Annotated in this window: 17 protein-coding genes and 1 pseudogene; 8 read left to right on the forward strand and 10 right to left on the reverse strand. The window is 71.8% G+C overall.

Going from position 1 to position 17,865, the window contains the following annotated elements:
• Positions 1-150: 150 nt before the first annotated feature.
• Positions 151-1,443, reverse strand: a complete 1,293-nt coding sequence (locus AB0C16_RS05505) for a glycosyltransferase family 4 protein (protein ID WP_357679170.1) — start codon at positions 1,441-1,443, stop codon at positions 151-153.
• A 488-nt stretch (positions 1,444-1,931) separates the two neighbouring features.
• Complete coding sequence (locus tag AB0C16_RS05510; protein WP_357679172.1) at positions 1,932-2,960, reverse strand: Rv2578c family radical SAM protein; 1,029 nt, start codon at positions 2,958-2,960, stop codon at positions 1,932-1,934.
• A 133-nt stretch (positions 2,961-3,093) separates the two neighbouring features.
• On the opposite strand from AB0C16_RS05510, the gene AB0C16_RS05515 reads away from it, so the two are divergent.
• The gene (locus AB0C16_RS05515) at positions 3,094-3,372 is read left to right on the forward strand and encodes a DUF3040 domain-containing protein (protein WP_357679174.1); all 279 of its coding nucleotides are present in this window, start codon (positions 3,094-3,096) and stop codon (positions 3,370-3,372) included.
• Positions 3,373-3,394: 22 nt separating this feature from the next.
• On the opposite strand, the pseudogene AB0C16_RS05520 reads toward AB0C16_RS05515, so the two are convergent.
• A pseudogene (locus AB0C16_RS05520) lies at positions 3,395-4,194 on the reverse strand (thiolase family protein).
• Positions 4,195-4,295: 101 nt separating this feature from the next.
• Between AB0C16_RS05520 and AB0C16_RS05525 the strand changes: the two are divergent.
• The 3 genes from AB0C16_RS05525 (at position 4,296) to AB0C16_RS05535 (ending at position 6,409) form a co-directional block, all read left to right on the forward strand.
• Positions 4,296-4,448 (forward strand): hypothetical protein, encoded by a 153-nt coding sequence (locus AB0C16_RS05525; protein ID WP_357679176.1) that lies wholly within the window; start codon positions 4,296-4,298, stop codon positions 4,446-4,448.
• A 186-nt stretch (positions 4,449-4,634) separates the two neighbouring features.
• Positions 4,635-5,282, forward strand: a complete 648-nt coding sequence (locus tag AB0C16_RS05530; RefSeq protein WP_357679178.1) for a PadR family transcriptional regulator — start codon at positions 4,635-4,637, stop codon at positions 5,280-5,282.
• A 263-nt stretch (positions 5,283-5,545) separates the two neighbouring features.
• Complete coding sequence (locus AB0C16_RS05535; protein ID WP_357679180.1) at positions 5,546-6,409, forward strand: alpha/beta hydrolase; 864 nt, start codon at positions 5,546-5,548, stop codon at positions 6,407-6,409.
• Positions 6,410-6,533: 124 nt separating this feature from the next.
• On the opposite strand, the gene AB0C16_RS05540 is transcribed toward AB0C16_RS05535, so the two are convergent.
• From AB0C16_RS05540 to AB0C16_RS05560, 5 genes are all read right to left on the reverse strand, one after another.
• Positions 6,534-8,135 carry a penicillin-binding transpeptidase domain-containing protein gene (locus AB0C16_RS05540; protein ID WP_357679182.1) on the reverse strand — a complete coding sequence of 534 codons (1,602 nt, stop codon included), beginning with the start codon at positions 8,133-8,135 and terminating at the stop codon, positions 6,534-6,536.
• 64 nt (positions 8,136-8,199) lie between these two features.
• Positions 8,200-8,862 carry a lysophospholipid acyltransferase family protein gene (locus tag AB0C16_RS05545; protein ID WP_357679184.1) on the reverse strand — a complete coding sequence of 221 codons (663 nt, stop codon included), beginning with the start codon at positions 8,860-8,862 and terminating at the stop codon, positions 8,200-8,202.
• 250 nt (positions 8,863-9,112) lie between these two features.
• Positions 9,113-9,709, reverse strand: coding sequence for a CoA pyrophosphatase (locus tag AB0C16_RS05550; RefSeq protein WP_357679186.1), 597 nt, complete (start codon positions 9,707-9,709; stop codon positions 9,113-9,115).
• Between the two features lie 44 nt (positions 9,710-9,753).
• The gene (locus AB0C16_RS05555) at positions 9,754-10,938 is read right to left on the reverse strand and encodes a HAMP domain-containing sensor histidine kinase (RefSeq protein WP_357679188.1); all 1,185 of its coding nucleotides are present in this window, start codon (positions 10,936-10,938) and stop codon (positions 9,754-9,756) included.
• The gene (locus AB0C16_RS05560) at positions 10,935-11,588 is read right to left on the reverse strand and encodes a response regulator transcription factor (protein WP_357679190.1); all 654 of its coding nucleotides are present in this window, start codon (positions 11,586-11,588) and stop codon (positions 10,935-10,937) included. The genes AB0C16_RS05555 and AB0C16_RS05560 overlap by 4 nt, the downstream gene beginning before the upstream one ends.
• A gap of 154 nt (positions 11,589-11,742) precedes the next feature.
• Between AB0C16_RS05560 and AB0C16_RS05565 the strand changes: the two genes are divergently transcribed.
• From AB0C16_RS05565 to AB0C16_RS05580, 4 genes are read left to right on the forward strand one after another with little or no spacing between them, the layout of a single operon-like run.
• Entirely contained in the window at positions 11,743-12,264 is a 522-nt protein-coding gene (locus tag AB0C16_RS05565) for a hypothetical protein (protein WP_357679192.1), read from the forward strand.
• Positions 12,261-13,331 (forward strand): peptidoglycan-binding domain-containing protein, encoded by a 1,071-nt coding sequence (locus AB0C16_RS05570; protein WP_357679194.1) that lies wholly within the window; start codon positions 12,261-12,263, stop codon positions 13,329-13,331. Before AB0C16_RS05565 ends, AB0C16_RS05570 begins: the two co-directional genes overlap by 4 nt.
• Positions 13,328-14,137 carry an ABC transporter ATP-binding protein gene (locus tag AB0C16_RS05575; protein ID WP_357679196.1) on the forward strand — a complete coding sequence of 270 codons (810 nt, stop codon included), beginning with the start codon at positions 13,328-13,330 and terminating at the stop codon, positions 14,135-14,137. Before AB0C16_RS05570 ends, AB0C16_RS05575 begins: the two co-directional genes overlap by 4 nt.
• On the forward strand, positions 14,134-15,333 hold the full coding sequence (locus tag AB0C16_RS05580; RefSeq protein WP_357679198.1) for an ABC transporter permease: 1,200 nt from the start codon (positions 14,134-14,136) through the stop codon (positions 15,331-15,333). The genes AB0C16_RS05575 and AB0C16_RS05580 overlap by 4 nt, the downstream gene beginning before the upstream one ends.
• Positions 15,334-15,414: 81 nt before the next feature.
• Here the strand turns inward: AB0C16_RS05580 and AB0C16_RS05585 are convergent, their stop codons facing one another.
• Both AB0C16_RS05585 and AB0C16_RS05590 read right to left on the reverse strand, forming a co-directional pair.
• The gene (locus AB0C16_RS05585; protein ID WP_357679200.1) at positions 15,415-15,747 is read right to left on the reverse strand and encodes a hypothetical protein; all 333 of its coding nucleotides are present in this window, start codon (positions 15,745-15,747) and stop codon (positions 15,415-15,417) included.
• 106 nt (positions 15,748-15,853) lie between these two features.
• The gene (locus AB0C16_RS05590; RefSeq protein WP_357679202.1) at positions 15,854-17,815 is read right to left on the reverse strand and encodes an ATP-binding domain-containing protein; all 1,962 of its coding nucleotides are present in this window, start codon (positions 17,813-17,815) and stop codon (positions 15,854-15,856) included.
• Positions 17,816-17,865 lie beyond the last annotated feature (50 nt).

Below are 17,865 nucleotides of genomic sequence, written 5' to 3' on the forward strand. Positions count from 1 at the left end.
GGGCGGACGCGCCATGCCCGAGCCGGCGGTCAGCGCCGCCCTGATGAGGGACGGCCGGGTGCGACGGGTCTACCTGGGGCTGGTGACCTCGCCGGCACCACTGGCCGCCGTTGCGCGGTCGCGCCGGTCAGGACGGCGCGCCGGGGGACGTCATCGCGGAGCCGGTGGAGCCGACGGGGCCGGAGGTTTGACCCAGGTGCCGTCGCGGCGGGCGAGCAGCTCGCGCAGCAGGGCCTCCCAGTGGGCGCCGATGACGTCGGCGTCGTAGCCGCGCGCGGTCTCGAGGCCTCCGGCGGCGAGCCTGCGGCGCAGCGGCTCGTCCTCGATGACCCGAAGGATGGCGGCCGCGAGGTTGGCGTTGGTGCGCGGCTTGACCAGTAGCCCGTCGGCCTCGTGGGTGATCATCTCCTTGGGGCCGTGGGGGCTGTTGAAGCTGACGATCGCCAGCCCCTTGGCCATGGCCTCGAGGATGGTCATGGGGAAGCCCTCGTGGCGGGAGCTGAGCACGAAGACGGAGGCCTTCTCCAGCTCGGCGCCGATGTCGGAGGTGGCTCCCGGCATCTCGATTTTGCCGTCGAGGCTGGCTTCGGTGATCTGGGCGCGCAGGTTGTCCTCCTGGGGGCCGGCGCCGAAGATGCGCAGTTTCCAGTCGGGGTGGCTCCGTGCGACCTCTTCCCAGGCGGTGATGAGCCGGTGGAAGCCCTTGAGCCGGGTCAGCCTGCCGACGGCGATGACGACCTTGGCGTCGAGTTTGGCCACGTCACCGGTCAGGGGCGGCACGGCGTTGGGGATGCGGGCCAGCTTCCTGGGCTTCTTGGTCAGGGTGGCGCGGTAGTCGCGCAGGTCGGCCTTGGTGAGGGTGACGAGGGCGTCGAGGCGGCGGTAGCGCCACTTGATGAGCTCCTGCATGGACTCGGGCTGGGTGCGCAGGGCGACGTGTTCCTGGCCGATGGTGATGACGCCGGGCAGGGCTAACTGGGCCATCGCGAGGTTGAGTCCCGGCCGGGTGGCCATGAGCACGCCGGTGTCCAGGGAGCGGATGTAGCGGGCGAGCTTGAGGTCGGTCCACATGGTGAAGCGGTGGTACGCCGCCTCGTCCGGGGGGATCAGCTTGCTGGGCAGCTTCGACAGCATCGCGCGCATCGGGCTCAGCCCAGGGCGCGTCGCGTCGTCCAGGTATCTGAACTTGACCCGTGGGTCGACGGGGAAGAACGGCTCGTCGGCCTCCTTCAGGACGCTGACGATCTCGACGTCGTGGTCGCGTGCGAGGTAGCCGGCGACGTTGAACACGGTCCTGATCGTGCCGCCCATGCCGTTGGCGTGCAGGAGGAGGATCCGGATCCGGTCGATCGATGGGGGCGGCGCGTCGCGCACCTTGCGCCGGTTGTATCCCCTGTACAGCCGGACCATCGCTGACTTGCTCTTGCGTGCCAGTGCGCGCACCTGTGGGGTCCCTCCCTCTCGTGAAAGCGTCACAACACACGTGACCGGTGGCGAGACAGCTGCTCGCCACCGGTGCTTCGTACTCGGTGTGGTGGAGCGTGCCTTCCGTCCCCGTGGCACTATCCCCACCTATGATCATTAGACGCCACAAAGGGGCTTAAGGTTGCATGCGCGGCAGACGTGAGGATCATCGGCCGGGGCGCGGGGCGACGGTTCGGTGAATCGGGCAGCCGGGACGCCGCCCCGGCTGCCCGATCACGTCACCGGATCACGCCTCTTCGGGCTTCCTGGTTTCCTTCTTGATCTCTTTGGACTGGCGATCCGCCTTCATCGCCTGCTTCTTCGCCTTGCCGGACTTGGCGGACGGTTTCTTCTTGATCTCTGACATGTTTCCCCCCTGTGGAATCCGGTGCCGATTGGCACACTAAGCCGCTTAATACCCATTTAGCACTGAAACCCGACATAGCATCAGCTACCGCTCTCGGGTGTCACAGCAGGGTGAGCTGTTGCGCCTGGGGGGCAGGGGTGGGCCGGGACGGCGCGCGGCGGGCCCCGGCGGGAGTCGCCCGGCCGACGCCGTGGCGCGCGGCCAGCTCCTTGACCTGGCCGGTGATGCGCTGCTGGTAGGCCTTGGGCGCGTAGGCGCCCCTGCCGTAGAGCTCGAGATAGCGCGGCACCAGCCGGGGGTGCTCGCGGGAGAGCCACGCCAGCCACCACTCGCGCGCTCCCGGGCGCAGGTGCAGCACGATCGGCGCGACGTGGGTGGCGCCCGACGCGGCGATCTCCTTGACCGTGCGCTCCAGTTGGGCGGGGGAGTCGGTGAGGTAGGGCAGGATCGGCGCCATCAGCACGCCGCAGGCGATGCCGTGGTCGTTGAGGGTGGCGCACACCTCCAGCCGCCTGCGCGGATCGGGGGTGCCGGACTCGACCGCCCGCCAGACGTCACGATCGAGGAAGCCCGCCGACACGTTGGCGCCGACCTCGGTGACGCCGGCGGCCTCGGTGAGCAGGTCGAGGTCGCGCAGGATGAGCGTGCTCTTGGTGAGGACGGAGAACGGGTTGGCGGCGTCGCGCAGCGCGGCCAGGATGCCGCGCATCAGCTGGTAGCGGCCCTCGGCGCGCTGGTAGCAGTCGACGTTGGTGCCCATGGCCACGTGGCCGCCCCGCCAGCGCGGCGCGGCCAGCTCCTTGCGCGCCAGCTCGGCCGCGTTGACCTTGACGACGATCTTGGAGTCGAAGTCGGCTCCGGCGTCGAGGTCGAGATATTCGTGCGTTTTGCGGGCAAAACAGTAGACGCACCGGTGTCCGCAGCCCCGGTAGGGGTTGATCGTGTAGGTGAACGGGACGCGGCTGCCCTCCGGGACCCGGTTGATGATGGAGCGGGCCCGGATCTCGTAGAAGGTCATGCCCCTGAACTCGGGGGTGTCGAAGGTGCGGCCGGCCGCGCCGCAGGCGAACAGCGGCACGGCCGGATCGTCCTGGCCGGTGCCGGCCTGCCGCAGATTGTCCCAGCGCATCCCATGATTAGAACAAAAGTTCGACGTTGATCGCAAACGCAAAGTGACGGCAATTACCTGCCTAGGCAGGGGCTAATGATCTTCAGGGTTGGGCAGAAAACCGTGACAGAGCTTGCGTTCCGGAGGTGCATCTATGGCCTGGTCGCAGGATGAGGAGCGGATGCTCGCGCAGATCGAGCGACATCTGGTCGACGACGACCCCCGGCTCGTCGCCCGGCTGGAGTCGTTCAACGAGCGGGTGCGCCGCAGTGAGGCGAGGGCCGGCGCCGACAGCGGTGTCAGGCGGGGGCCGCGCCGCTCCACAGTGATCATCCTGATCAGCTGGCTGCTCATCGCGACCTTGGTCGCCACTCTCCTGATCATGGTTCTCCAGCATGAGGCGGGGGCTCTGGCCCTGACCGCCTCCCTCTGAGCCCTCAGGGGCCGCTCCGTGGTCAGCCGACGCTCTCCAGCACCGTCGCGTTGGCCAGCCCGCCCGCCTCGCACATGGTCTGCAGCGCGTAGCGGGCGCCCCGCCGCCGCATGGTGTGCACGAGCGTGGTCATGATGCGCGCGCCGCTCGCGCCGAGCGGGTGGCTCAGGGCATGGCGCCGCCGTTGACGTTCACCTTGGCCGGGTCGGCCCCCGTCTCCCGCGACCAGGCCAGCACCACGCTGGCGAAGGCCTCGTTCACCTCGAACAGGTCGATGTCGTCCAGCCGCAGCCCGGCGCGGCGCAGCACCTTGTCGGTGGCGGGGATGACGCCGGTCAGCATGAGCAGCGGATCGGAGCCGGTGACGGCGAAGGAGTGCAGCCTGGCCAGCGGGGTCAGGCCGAGCCTGGCCGCGTTCTCGCCGGTGGTGATCAGCAACGCGGCGGCGCCGTCGTTGGTCGGGCTGGAGTTGCCCGCGGTGACCGACCGGTCGATCTGCGGGAAGCGCTCGGCGTAGGCCGGGTCGGCGAAGGCGGGCCGGAGCCCGGCGAGGATCTCCATCGTGGTGCCGGGCCGGACGGACTCGTCCCCGTCGTGTCCGCCGATCGGCGCCATCTCCTCGGTGAAGGACGCGGCGGCCGCCTTGGCGTGGGAGCCGGCGGCGAAGGCGTCCATCTCCTCGCGGGACAGCGACCATTTGGCGGCGATGAGCTCGGCGCTGACGCCCTGCGGGACGAGGCCCTCGGGGAAACGGGCGGCCAGGCCGGGACCGAAGGGGTCGGCGCCGGGCGGGACGTTGGACCACATGGGCACCCGGCTCATCGACTCCACGCCTGCTCGCCCACCTGGTCGACGCAGCCGCCGATCACGTCGTCCACGAGGGCGGGGTCCACGCCACTGCGGTCTATCAGCGTGCGCAGGGTGTGGGCCAGGAGCTCGACCGGATGGATGCCTCGCGCAGCGCGCCTCCCGGCTTGCCCTTGCCGATCGGGGATGCGAACGGCTTGCACGATCAGCCAAACATCGAATGGGTGTTCGATTTTGCCGTATTCTTCCGGCTTTCCTCCTCGCCCTGAAGGACGGGGTCTGCAGCCTTCAAGGAGATGCGATGACGGCGTCACGCATGAGGAACCTCCCGCTGAGTTGGAAAACGCGACTCGCTCTAGATCGAGTGAGTTGGATTTTCCAATGCAGTCTTGTTCCATGGCTACTCGTGGCCGTATGCTCGTGTACGAGTAATCGTAGGCGAGGTGGTGGTTCGGATGGCGAAACGGCGCAAGGTGGGCAACCTGCTGGCGCTCGCCGTGCTCACCGTCGTCGTGCGTCAGCCGACGCACCCCTACGAGATGGCCTCCATCCTGCGGGCCCGTGGCAAGGACCAGGACATGGCCATCAAATGGGGCTCGCTCTACACCGTCGTGCAGAACCTGGAGAAACACGGCCTTCTGGAGGCCGTCGGCAGCGTGCGACAGGGTGGCCGGCCCGAGCGGACCGTCTACCAGATCACCGAAGCCGGCCGCGAGGAGCTGCGTGACTGGACTCGCGAGCTCCTGTCGACCCCCGAGCGGGAGCACTCCAGGTTCGAGGCGGGCCTGTCGGTGATGGCCGGCCTGCCGCCGGACGAGGTGACCGCGCTGCTCCGCGAGCGGCTCGAAAGCCTGGAACGCCGGCTCGCCGGCCAGCGCGAGGCGCTGGAGCGCGAACGGGGCGAGGTCCCGCGCCTGTTCCTCGTCGAGTCGGAGTACGCCCTGGCCGCCGGGGAGGCCGAGGCCGCCTGGACCAGGTCGCTGCTCGACGAGCTGGCCTCGGGCGCCTTCCCTGGCCTGGAGCAGTGGCGCGACTTCCACGAGACGGGCCACGTCCCCCCGGACGTGGCGGCCATCGCCGAAAGGGGCACCGACACCCACTGAAAAGGCCCCCGGCGGAGGTGCGGGAACACCACCGCCAAGGGCACTGACACCCACGGGAAAACGCCCCGGCAAAGGTGCGGGAACACCACCGCCAAGGGGACCGACACCCATGGAAAGGCCCCCGGCGGAGGTGCGGGAACACCGCCGCCAGGGGCCCCGATCTCGAACCGACACCCGCGGAACGGACTCCGGCCACGAGATGGCACTCGCAAGGATAGCCGGGGTACCCCGCCGCGGGCCGACCTGCCCACAGGGGAACGACCATGACATCTGCGCGGACCACCACCGCGACCGTGACGTCCAGCGACGGCACCTCCATCGCCTACCGCCGGCTGGGCGACGGCCCCGGGCTCGTGCTGCTGCACGGCGCCATGCAGTCCGGCTACAGCAACATCGAGTTCGCCCGGGCGCTGTCCGGCGAGCACACCTGCTACGTGCCCGACCGGCGCGGCCGGGGCCTCAGCGGCCCCGTCGGCGACGACTACGGCGTCCACAAGGAGGTCGAAGACCTCGACGCCCTGCTCACCGCGACCGGCGCCCGCGACGTGATCGGGATCAGCTCCGGAGCCGTCATCGCCCTGCGCACCGCGCTCGTCCGGCCCGACCTGCGCAGGCTGGTCGCCTTCGAGCCGCCGCTGGACGTGGACGGGTCCAACGCGACCGACTGGCTCGGCCGGTTCGACCGGGAGATCGCCGCCGGCCGGGTGGCCGCCGCGCTGGTCACCGGCATGCGTGGCACCCGGATGGGGTCGCCGGTCTTCCGGGCGCTGCCGAGGTGGCTGCTGGAGCGGCTCACCGCGACCTTCATGGCCCGCCAGGAGAGGCAGGCGGAGGGCGAGGAGCCGACGTTCCGGGCGCTCGCGCCCACGCTGCACCAGGACGCCCTGGTGGTGGCCGAGACGGCAGACGTGCTGGACGTGTATCGATCGGTGCGCGCCGAGGTGCTGCTGCTCGGCGGCTCCCGGAGCCCGGCCTATCTCAAGGGTGCGCTGGCCGCGCTGGAGCCCGTCCTGCCGTCCGCCCGCCGGGTCGAGCTGCCCGGCGTGGACCACCAGGTCACGTGCAACGCCGCCATGGGTGGCCGGCCTGCGCTGGCCGCCGACGAGGTGAGGCGCTTCCTGGCCTGACCTCGGCACCCGTCATCGGTCGCGCGGGATCCGGGAAGCCTCCAAGGCCGCGCGGGGACCGGTGCGGGTCAGAGGCCGCGTGGGGGCCGGTACCGGTCCGAGATCGCGCGGGATCCGGTGCGGGTCAGAGGCCGCGGAGGAAGGCGGCCGCGATGGGGGCGGCGACCTTGCCGCCCCCGCCACCGCCTTCCACCACGACCGCGAACGCGACGTCGCCCTTGAAGCCCATGAACCAGGCGTGTGATTCGAGCTTGTCGCCCGTGCCGTACTCGGCGGTGCCCGTCTTGCCGCGGGTGCCGGCCGGCAGGCCCGCCGACTTGGCGGTGCCCTTGGTGACGACGGCGGCCATCATGGCGTGCAGCTCGGACTTGACCCCGTCGGGCAGCGGCCGCTCGGTGGCCTTCTGCTTCAGGTCGGGCACCAGGGTGGGCGGGCGCCAGGTGCCGTCGGCGAGGGCCGCGGCGACCGACGCCATCGACAGCGGGCTGGCGGTGATCCGGGCCTGCCCGAACGCCTCGGCGGCCAGCTCGGCGTCGGACTGGGCGCGGGGGAAGCTCGCCTTGGTGGCCGGCACGCCGATGTTCAGCGGCTGGTTGAAGCCGACCAGCTCGGCCGCCTCCAGCAGTTTGGCGGCGCCGAGGCGCTGCTCGGCCAGCGGCGCGAACGTGGTGTTGCACGAGTGGGCGAAGGAGTCGAGGAACGACAGCGACCCGAAGTGCGCCTTCTCGGAGTTGCGGATCTTCAGGCCGCCCACGGTCGCGTACTGGGGACAGGTGACCGTGTCCTTCGGCGACAGCCCGCCGGCCAGCAGCCCGATGGCGGTGACGGCCTTGAAGGTGGAGCCGGGCGCGTAGCGGCCGTCCAGCGCCCGGTTGAAGCCGCCCCGGTTGTTGACCACGGACAGGATCTCGCCCGTGCTGGGCCTGATGGCGACCAGCGAGGTGGGTTTGTCGACGTCCTTGACGGCGGCGACCGCGGCGGCCTGCGTGGCGGCGTCGAGGGTGGTGCGCACGGGTTCGCCGCCGGTGCCGTCGATGGTCGTGAGCGTCTTGCCGCCGGCCTGGATCTCGGTGGTCGGGGTGCCGGCCAGCCGTTTCTCGAACGTCTCCTGCAGCCCGCCGCGTCCGACCGCCTGGCCGGGCTTGTAGGCGGCTCCGAGCTTTTTCACGTCCTTCTTGGTCGCCTTGTCCAGGTAGCCGACCAGTTGCTGCACCGATCCGCCGACGGCGCCGGTGTCGATGCGCTCGCCGCCGGCGTCGGTGATCTCGGCGCGGTCCGGCCAGCGGGTCTTCAGGGCGAACGACGCGCCCGAGGTCAGCGACGGGTGCAGGGTGGCGGGGGTCCAGGCGACCTTCCAGGCGCGGTCGGCGACGGTCAGGTCGAGCCGGCCCTGGTAGGTCCACTCGCCGACGTTCTTCAGCTTCAGGGTCGCGGTGTAGGGGACGGTGGCCCGGTCGTCGCCCGGGCTCACCTGGCCGAGCGTGACCGTGGTCGACTCGACGGCCAGGCCGGTGCGCATCTGGTCGTAGGCGCTCAGCGGCTGGGGGGTGGCGAGCTCGGCGGTCATGGCCGCCGTGTCGCCCGCCTGCCAGGCGGCGGCGAAGCGCTGCGCGGTCTCGGCGGGTGTGCCCCGGGTGTGCAGCAGATAGTAGGCGCCCCCGCCAGCGGCCCCCGCCGCCAGCAGGGAGACGCCGGACACGATCGCGATCGTGCGGCCACGTGCCACTGGTCAGCCCCCTGGTCGTCGGCAGCGCTTCCCTGGATGGGTCCCCGAGCTTAGTGGGGGCGAATTAGGACATACCACTGGAAGCTTTGAAACTGGCGGCATAGGTGGGCACGTACTCCTGCCCGGACTCCTTCTGGATCGCCGACATGATCTCGTCGGTGACCCGCCGGCGGTCGCGCGCGGAGGTGGGGTCGCCCTTGAAGGTCAGCGGCTCGCCGATGCGGATGCCGATCTTGGCCGGGCGCGGCACCTTGGCCCCCACGGGCAGCACCTTCTCGGTGCCGGTGAGCGCGACCGGCAGCACCGGCGCGCCCGTCTTGAGCGCCAGCCACGCCACGCCGATCTTGCCGCGGTAGAGCCGGCCGTCGGGGGAGCGGGTGCCCTCGGGATGGATGCCGAACAGCTCGCCCCGCTCCAGCAGGTCGGCCGCGGCGTCCAGCATCGCCTGCGCGGCGTGCGCGCTGTCGCGGTCGGTGGGCAGGCTGCCCCCCAGCCGCATGAACCAGCCGGAGATCGGGTTGCCGGAGAAGTACTCGTTCTTGGCGGCGAACGTGACGTGCCGCGGCAGCAGCGCGGGAAGCAGGAACGAGTCGAGCACCGACAGGTGGTTGGCGGCCAGGATCGCCGGCCCCGTCCGGGGCACGTGCGTCGCGCCGGAGATGTGCGGGCGGCACATCACGTGCGCGAGCGGCGTGGCGGCGAACTTGACCACTTGGTACAGCAACATGCGCTCCTGGATGATCGTCGGTCGGCCACCCCACCATAAAGCAGGCGCTCCGGCCGGAGCCGGAGCGCCTGCAAAAAACACGTTAAGGCCGATGTGGCGGTCGCCTCCTCGGCGAGATGCACAACACGGCTCCAGCCGAACGGTATTCCGTGAAGGCGGTAATTTGCGGCCCGGGGGACACAGACCACATCGGCCTTTCGACTCTAACGGACATCCGGCAGGACGTATTCCATCGGCCCCAAAGAATCGGTCACGTTCTGGTCCAGCGAGGCTGGACCACGTCGAAGACCCGCAGCTCACGGCCACGCAACGCGACCTCGGCGAACTGCCACAAAATCGCGCCCGTCGGCGCGTGGATCACGATCGACGGGCCCAGCGGCATCTGCAGCAGCTCGCCCCGCCAGCGCGGCACCCCCGGCGCCAGGAACCGCTCCAGCGGCACCGAGTGCACGGAGGCCACCTCGCGCGGGTCGGGCACCGGCTGCTGCCTGCCGCCGAAGGCCACCACCGGCGTGATGACGAACCCCGAGTCGGTGACGAAGTCGTCGAGCACCCCCGCCACCTCGACCCCGGTGACCGCGGTCTCCTCGGCCAGTTCCCGCAGCGCCGCCTCGACCGGCTGCTCGCCCTCGTCGAGCCGGCCGCCGGGCAGCGCCCACTGCCCGGGATTGCGGCCGCGCGGCGCGCGCCTGATGAGGATCGTGTAGGGCAGGCGGTCGTCGTCCTCGAGGACGCACACGGTGACGGCGGCGCGGCGGATCCCGTCGGCGGGCGGCACCTCCCTGCGGTCGAACGCGGTCAGATTGGCGCTGATCAGCTCGCGCAGCTCATCGATCGGGGGAAGCACCCGCCCAGGGTCTCACGCGGCCCCCGGCCGGCCGGGACACGGGGTCATCCGTCGCGCGCCGGGCCCGGCAGCCGCACGGTGACGCTCAGCCCGCCCTCCGGGCGCGCCCGGGCGCCTACCGCGCCGCCGTGCGCGTCCACGATCGCGCGCACGATCGACAGCCCGAGCCCGGAGCCGCGGGCCGACCGCACCCGGTCGCCCTGCAGCCGCCGGAACGGCTCGAACAGATCCTCCACCTCGTACGACGGGACCGGCTGCCCGGTGTTGTCCACGGTCAGGACCGCGGCGTCGCCGTCGTGGCGCAGGCTCACCTCCACCTCGCCGCCGCGCACGTTGTACTTGACCGCGTTCTCCAGCAGGTTGAACACGCACCGCTCCAGCAGCAGTGGGTCGCCCTCCACCAGAGCCGGGCGCAGATCGTGGCGGAGGGTGATCCGCCGCCTGCGGGGATGCAGGTCGAGCTGTTCCAGCGCGGCCCGTACGACCTGCTCGACGTCGACGACGCGGCGTACGGCGAGCTCCTGCTCCGACTCCGCCAGCAGGAGCAGGCCCTCGATGAGCCGCTCGTAGCGGGCGTTGGTGCCGAGCAGCGCCCGCGCCAGCGCCTTCAGGTCCGCCGACGCCTCGGGCTCCTCCAGCGACACCTCCAGCACCGTACGGTTGATCGCCAGCGGGGTGCGCAGTTCGTGGGAGGCGTTGGCGATGAACCGCCGCTGGCCGTCGAACACCCGGTGCAGCCGGTCCAGCATCGCGTCGAACGTGTCGGCCAGCCGCTTGACCTCGTCGGACGGCCCGCTCAGCGCGATCCGCTCGTGCAGCGTGCTCTCCGACAGCCGCCGCGCCGTCTCCGTCACCCGGTCGAGAGGCCGCAGCGCCCGGTCGGCCACGAGGTAGCCGAGGACCACCGCGACGATCCCGATCAGGATCATGATGAGCAGCGAGGAGCGCAGCATTTCATCGAGCACGCTGTCCGCCCGCAGTTTGACATCCGACTCCACGCGCTGGAACAGGATGTCGGGCGGGGGAGCGGAGCCCTCGGACGCGGGAGCCGCCTCCGAGCCGCTGATCTTCGTGGACTTGACCGCGAACCGCTCGTCGAGCGCCCGGCCGGTCAGCAGGTAGGTCGACCACAACAGCAGCGACCCGGCTGCGAAGAACAGGCCGCCGTACAGGAGCGTGAGCCGCATCCGCAGGCCCAGGCCGTTCCACGGCGGCGTGATCCGGCTCACAGCCGGTATCCGCGGCCGGGCACGTTCTCGATCATCGGGGGCGCGCCGAGCTTCTTGCGCAGCGAGGTGAGGGTGACGCGCAGCACCCCGCTGCCGGTGTCGGCGTACTCGTCCCACACGCTCCTGCGCAGCTCCGAGGAGGCGACCAGGCCGCCCTCGGCGCGCAGCAGCTCGCGCAGCACGTCGAACTCCTTGCGGTTGAGGGTGATCTGCCGCCCCTCGCGGGTGACCGTACGGCGGCCGGGGTCGAGCCTGATCCCGGCCCGCTCCAGCGCGACCGGCGCCGCCCGGGTGGAGCGGCGGGCCAGCGCCCGGATCCGGGCCACCAGCTCGGCGAACACGAACGGCTTGACCAGGTAGTCGTCGGCGCCCAGCGACAGCCCGTCGACCCGCTCGCGCACCCGCCCGGCCGCCGTCAGCATGAGGATCCGGCTGGCCGGGGCGGCCGTCGCCAGCTCCAGGCACACGTCGTCGCCGTGCACCGCGGGCAGGTCGCGGTCGAGGACGACGACGTCGTAGTCGACGTAGCCGGCCCTCTCCAGCGCCTCCTGCCCGTCGTACACCACGTCGACGGCCATCGCGTGCAGCCGCAGGCCGCGAGCGACGGCGTCGGCCAGCTCCTCCTCGTCCTCAACGACGAGCACCCGCATCCCGCGCTCCCTTCGGTTCCTGCTCCGAGGGTGGCGGGTCCGGTGTTAGCCGCGAATAAGAAGATCAGCGCCTTTATCCGCGTTTAGCACCGGGGCCGCTGAAGTGAGCAGCACGCCCCGGGCGAACGCCCCGCGGCGTCAAGGAGCGACAGTCATGAACGTCCGACCGGCACTGGCCGCGTTGCCCCTGATCCTGGCCCTGGCCGCGTGCGGCGGGGCCCCGGCGAAGAACGACGGAGTGGCCAGCGCGGGCAACGGCACTGCCACGCCCACGGCCTCGGCCGGCGCCTCGGCTCCCGTCGACCGGAACGAGGCGCAGCTCAAGTTCGCGCAGTGCATGCGCGAGCACGGCGTCCAGATGAAGGACCCCGACGGCAAGGGCATGATCAGGATCGAGAGCCGCAAGGGCGAGGAGCAGAAGGTCGACAAGGCCCACCAGGCGTGTAAGCACTTCATGGACGCCGCGATGGGTGACAAGGCGGGCAAGCCCGACCCGAAGGAGCGCGACAGGCTGCTCAAGTACGCCCAGTGCATGCGCGAGCACGGCATCCACATGGAGGACCCGAGCGCCGACGGCAAGATCGAGCTCAACATCCCCCAGGGAACGCCGCAGGACAAGGTCGACAAGACCATGGAGGCGTGCAAGGAGTTCGCTCCCGGGATGGGCCCCGCATGAGAAAGGGACTCACCCTCGCCGGCGGCGGCCTGCTCGCCGTCGCCGCCGCCTGGACGGCGGTGGTCGTGCTCGGCGACAGCGGCACGGACGCGGCGGCCCCCACCGGGCCGCCCGTCCCGGCCACGGCGGAGATCACCCGGCAGGACCTGGTCGACACCAAGACCGTCGACGGCTCGCTCACCTACTCCGGCGCGCGCGAGGTGAACACCGGCGCGTCCGGCACCGCGACCTGGGTGGCCGCCGAGGGCGCGGTGATCCGGCGGGGCCGCCCGCTGCTCAGGGTCGACCGCAAACCGGTCGTCCTGCTGTACGGCAAGCTGCCGCTCTACCGGGAGCTCGGCCAGGGCGTCTCGGACGGGCCGGACGTGCAGCAGCTGGAGCGCAACCTCAAGGCGCTCGGCTACGGCGCGTACGTGACGGTCGACGACCACTTCAGCTACGCCACCCACCTGGCGGTCAAGGAGTGGCAGGACGACCACGGACTGCCGGAGACCGGCCGGGTGGACGCCTCGCAGGTGGTGTTCCTGCCCGGGGTGGCCCGCGTCAGTGATGCGCGGGTGGTGGTCGGCGGCCGGGTCGGCCCCGGCCGGCCGGTGCTCACGGTCAGCGGTGTCAAGCGGCTGGTGCACGTGGATCTCGACACCGCCGACCAGTCGATGGCCCGCGAGGGCGCCAAGGTGGTCGTGGCGCTTCCCGGTGGCGAGCGCGCCACCGGGAAGATCGACTCGATCGGCACGGTGGCCAAGAGCAGCGGCTCGGGCCAGGGCCGGGACCAGGACGGCCGGACCACCATCGACGTCGACATCACGCTGGACAAGACCCCCAGGACCAAGCTCGACCAGGCGCCGGTCGAGGTGGAGATGGAGAGCGAGCGGCACCGGGACGTGCTGGCCGTACCCGTGGAGGCGCTGCTGGCGCTGCGTGAGGGCGGGTTCGGCGTCGAGGTCGTCGAGGGCGGCGCCAGCCGCGTCGTGGCGGTGAAGACCGGCGCGTACGGCGGCGGCCTGGTGGAGATCGACGGCGCCGGCCTGGCGGAGGGCATGAAGGTCGGGGTGCCCGCGACATGAGCACCCCGTACGTGGTGGAGCTCCACGCCGTCACCAAGATCTACGCCGGCGGCGTGCACGCGCTGCGCGGGGTGGATCTGGCGGTGGCCGACGGAGAGCTGCTGGCCATCGTCGGGCCGTCCGGTTCCGGCAAGTCGACCATGCTGCACATGATCGGCACCCTCGACCGGCCCACCGGCGGCACCGTCCGCATCGGCGGGCAGGACATCGCCGAGCTGACCGACCGGGAGCTGTCGGCGCTGCGCGGTCGTAGCCTCGGGTTCGTCTTCCAGCAGTTCCACCTGAGTCCGGGTGTCAGCGCGCTGGACAACGTGGCGGACGGCCTGCTCTACACCGGCACTCCCCGCCGGGTCCGGCGGGAGCTGGCCGCGGCGGCGCTGGAGCGGGTGGGCCTCGGCCACCGGCTGAGCCACCGGCCGCACCAGTTGTCGGGCGGCGAGCAGCAGCGGGTCGCGGTGGCCCGCGCGGTGGCCGGAGACCCGCCGCTGCTCCTCGCCGACGAGCCCACCGGGAACCTGGACTCGGCCGCGGGCGCGGAGGTGCTGGCCGTGCTGGGTGAGCTGCACGCGGCGGGGACCACGGTGGCGATCATCACCCACGACGCGGAGGTCGCCGCCTGGTGCCCGCGCCAGGTCCGTGTGCGTGACGGCCGGATCGCCGCCGACCACCGTGCCGCCGACCACCGTGCCGCGGGTCTCGGGGCCGCGGGTCTCGGTGCTGACGACCTCCGCGCTGGTGACGCCCGCGCGGATGAACACGTACGCGCCCGGAGCGGCGCGGAGATCAGTGAAGGAGGCCGGTCGTGAAGCGCGAGCGGCGGCCGGCGCCCGCCCGGCTCAGCCCCTCCGACGTGCTGAGGGTGGGCGCGGCGGGACTGCGGTCCCGCCCGACCCGGGTGATCCTGTCGGCGCTCGGGATCGCCATCGGCATCGCCACCATGATCGCGGTGATCGGCATCTCGTCGTCGTCGCGTGAGCAACTGCTGCGCCAGCTCGACCGGCTCGGCACCAACCTGCTCACCGTCTCCCCGGGCAGGACCATCTTCGGTGAGGACGCCACGCTGCCCCCCAGCGCGGTGGACATGGTCAAGCGCATCGGCCCGGTCCGCACGGCCGCGGCCACCGGCGCCATCGACACCACCGTACGGCGCACCCACCGCATCCCCGAGGCCGTGACCGGCGGCATCACCGTCCAGGCCGCCACCACCGAGCTGCTGACCACGCTGGAGGGCGGCGTCTTGAAGGGGACCTGGCTGAACGCCGCCACCGAACGGCAGCCCGCCGTCGTCCTCGGCGTCAAGGCCGCCGAACGGCTCGGCATCGCCAGGACCGGCGTACAGGTGTGGATGGGCGGCCGCTGGTTCACCGTCATCGGCATCCTGGGGCCGATGCCGCTGGCGCCGGAGATCGAACGCTCGGCCCTGGTCGGATTCCCGGTCGCCGAGAGGCTGCTGGGCTTCAGCGGGCACCCGACCACGATCTACGAACGGTCGGCCGAGGAGGAGGTGGAGGCGGTGCGGTCGGTGCTGGCGCGGACGGTCAACCCGGAGAACCCGGACGAGGTCGAGGTCAGCCGGCCGTCGGACGCGCTGGCCGCCAGAGCCGCCGCGGCGGGCGCGTTCACGAACCTGCTGCTCGGGCTGGGCGCGGTCGCGCTGCTGGTCGGCGGGGTCGGGGTGGCCAACACGATGGTGATCTCGGTGCTGGAGCGGCGCCGGGAGATCGGGCTGCGCCGCTCGCTGGGCGCCACGCGGGGGCAGGTGCGCATCCAGTTCCTGTCGGAGTCGCTGCTGCTGTCGGCGCTGGGCGGCCTCGTCGGCTCGGTCTTCGGGGCGCTGGCCACCACCGGCTACGCGCTGTCGCGTGACTGGCCGCCCGTCGTGCCGCCGTGGGCGATCGGCGGGGCGATCGGCGCGACGCTGCTCATCGGCACCGTCGCCGGGATCTACCCGGCGATGCGCGCCGCGCGGCTGTCTCCGACGGTGGCCCTGACCACGACCTGACCCGGACGGCCCGCCGCTACGGGCCGTCCCGGCCGGATCGGCCGCCCTGCCCGGCACTCCGGTCAGGGCGGCGTACGGTCATCACGTCATGTTCTGGACCACGAGGAAGCCGAGGACCATACCGACGATCATGGCCACGCCCGAGGTGATGGCCGCCCACTTGCCCAGGGACTCGCCCCGGGTGTGGCCCACGACGCCCAGCACGATGCCGGCCAGGCCGAACAGGATGGGGATGAACAGCAGGGCCACCGCCGCGCAGACGAACGCGATGATCGACAGAACGGGTGTCGACCGGCTCCGGGGCTGCGGGTAGGGCGACTCGTAGGCAGGGGGCGGCGGCGGTGGCGCCTGCGACCACTGCGGGTCACCGGCACGCGGATCGTCGCCCGGGGGCGGGTTCTGCGGGGAGGTCACGATCTGGCTCCTCTCGAAACGCAGCGAGCGGCGGCCCGTTTTGACGTGAATCACATCACACACCGAATCTACTTCCCATGTCGACCGAATGTCGCGGGGACTCCTATCACAGACAGGAAAGGCCCGGCGGCAGCGGCCGGGCGTGCACCACGTCTAGCCGGGAGACCGCCCGGGTGAGCGCCACGTACAGCCGGTTGAGCCCGCGCGACTCGGCCTCGACGATCGCGGCGGGCTCGGCCACCACCACATGGTCGTACTCCAGCCCCTTGGCCAGCGAGACGGGCAGCACGCTGAGCCGGTCACCCACGTCGAGGCCGGCGTCCCACAGCGCGGCCGTCAGCGCCCCGGCGTCGGCGTCGGCCACGATCACGCCGACCGACCCCTCGAAGGTCAGGGCGTCGCGCGCCGCCGCGACGACGCCCTGCTCCAGGCCGGTCACGCGGGTGACGCGCAGCCGCCCGTCGGATCGGTAGGAGCGGGTGGCAGGCACGTCGGCGTCGAGCGTGGCCAGTAGCCGGTTGGCCAACTGGACCACCGCGCCGGGCACCCGGAAGCCCGTGACCAACGCCACGACCTGGGCCCCCGGCTTGCCGAGCCGTTCCATCACCGCGGGCCAGGATCTGGCGGCCCAGGGGGTGGTGCCCTGCGCCAGGTCGCCCAGCACGGTGACCGAGCCGTGCTCGGTGCGCCTGGCGACCGCCCGGCACTCCATCGGGGACAGATCCTGCGCCTCGTCGACGATGACATGGCCGTAGCCGCGGGGCCGTTCGAGCAGCCCGGCGATCTCGTCGAGCAGTACCAGGTCGGCGGGCGACCACTTCGCGCTCTTGTAGGTGCGCGGCGGCCGGGCCCAGGTGATGGCGGCCCGCTCGCTGGGGGTGAGGACACGATCGCCGGCCCCGCCGGTCAGCACCTCGAACAACACCTCTTCGGGGCGTATGGCCGGCCAGACGGCGTCCAGGCAGGGGGTGACGGCCCGGCCGGCCCGGCGCGTCCAGGCCGCGTCGATCGTCCGGCCGCGCGCCTCGGCCTGGCGTTCGACCAGCGAGACCACCCTGGCCCGTACGCGTTCGCGCCCGATCGCGTACGGCAGGCCCTCGCGCCGGGTGTCGTCGACGACACGGCGCAGCTCGCTCTCGCCGACCCGCCACCGGTAGGAGCCGTCGGTCACCACGGCGGGCTCGACCGGCCGCCGGACGCGGCGGTAGAGGGCCGCGCGCAGCACGTCGGCCATCCGCGCATCGTGCTTGACGGCGGCGGCGGCCGGGGTGTCGGCCGCCGTCACGGGCACGGTGGCCAGCAGCCCCTCCAAGGTGGTCTGCTCGACGTCGACCTCGCCGAGGGCGGGCAGCACGGCCGAGATGTAGCCGAGGAAGGCCCGGTTGGGGCCCAGGACCAGCACACCGCCGCGCCGCAGCCGCTGCCGGTGCGCGTAGAGCAGGTAGGCGGCCCGGTGCAGGCCGACGGCGGTCTTGCCGGTGCCGGGAGCGCCCTGCACGCAGATCGACTCCTCCAGGTCGGCGCGCACCAGATCGTCCTGTTCGGGCTGGATGGTGGCGACGATGTCGCGCATGGGGCCGACGCGGGGACGTTCGATCTCGGCGGCCAGGATCCGGCTCTCGCCCTGCTCGCCGAGTGCGAGCCGTTCGTCCTCGAACGAGGTGAGCGTGCTGCCGGACCAGCCGAAGCGGCGGCGCACCGCGACGTCCTGCGGGTCGCGGGCGCTGGCCCGGTAGAAGGCGCGTGAGACGGGCGCCCGCCAATCGACGACGACCGGCGGGCCGCCGTGCTCGCCGGAGATGTGCCGCCTGCCGATGTGGTAGGCGCGCCCCGGGTGCTCGGCCGAGGCGTGGCCGAAGTCGAGCCTGCCGAAGAACGGCGGGCCCTCCGGCTCCTCGCTCAGCTCCTTGACCAGGCTCTTGAGATGGCGCCCGAGCCGCTCGGCGCTGTAACGGTCGCCGGCCACGGTCTCGCCGGTGATGACCGTGTCGCGTGCGGAGTCGAGCATCCTGCGCAGCCCGTCCCGGCACCGTTCGACGTACGCCCGCTCCTCGTCGAGCCCTTCCACGGCGCCCTCCAAATCGTTAACTCGGTCAATAGATTGACCAGGTTAACACT

This window comes from Nonomuraea sp. NPDC048916 (genome assembly GCF_040649575.1).
Classification (GTDB): Bacteria; Actinomycetota; Actinomycetes; order Streptosporangiales; family Streptosporangiaceae; genus Nonomuraea.

What these genes read in the sequence shown, in the direction of transcription:
- AB0C16_RS05535 (WP_357679180.1), top strand. Translation starts at nt 5,546, where the DNA reads ATGACATCTGCGCGGACCACCACCGCGACCGTGACGTCCAGCGACGGC.
- AB0C16_RS05515 (WP_357679174.1), top strand. Translation starts at nt 3,094, where the DNA reads ATGGCCTGGTCGCAGGATGAGGAGCGGATGCTCGCGCAGATCGAGCGA.
- AB0C16_RS05530 (WP_357679178.1), top strand. Translation starts at nt 4,635, where the DNA reads ATGGCGAAACGGCGCAAGGTGGGCAACCTGCTGGCGCTCGCCGTGCTC.
- AB0C16_RS05560 (WP_357679190.1), bottom strand. Translation starts at nt 11,588, where the DNA reads ATGCGGGTGCTCGTCGTTGAGGACGAGGAGGAGCTGGCCGACGCCGTC.
- AB0C16_RS05575 (WP_357679196.1), top strand. Translation starts at nt 13,328, where the DNA reads ATGAGCACCCCGTACGTGGTGGAGCTCCACGCCGTCACCAAGATCTAC.
- AB0C16_RS05570 (WP_357679194.1), top strand. Translation starts at nt 12,261, where the DNA reads ATGAGAAAGGGACTCACCCTCGCCGGCGGCGGCCTGCTCGCCGTCGCC.
- AB0C16_RS05545 (WP_357679184.1), bottom strand. Translation starts at nt 8,862, where the DNA reads ATGTTGCTGTACCAAGTGGTCAAGTTCGCCGCCACGCCGCTCGCGCAC.
- AB0C16_RS05565 (WP_357679192.1), top strand. Translation starts at nt 11,743, where the DNA reads ATGAACGTCCGACCGGCACTGGCCGCGTTGCCCCTGATCCTGGCCCTG.
- AB0C16_RS05510 (WP_357679172.1), bottom strand. Translation starts at nt 2,960, where the DNA reads ATGCGCTGGGACAATCTGCGGCAGGCCGGCACCGGCCAGGACGATCCG.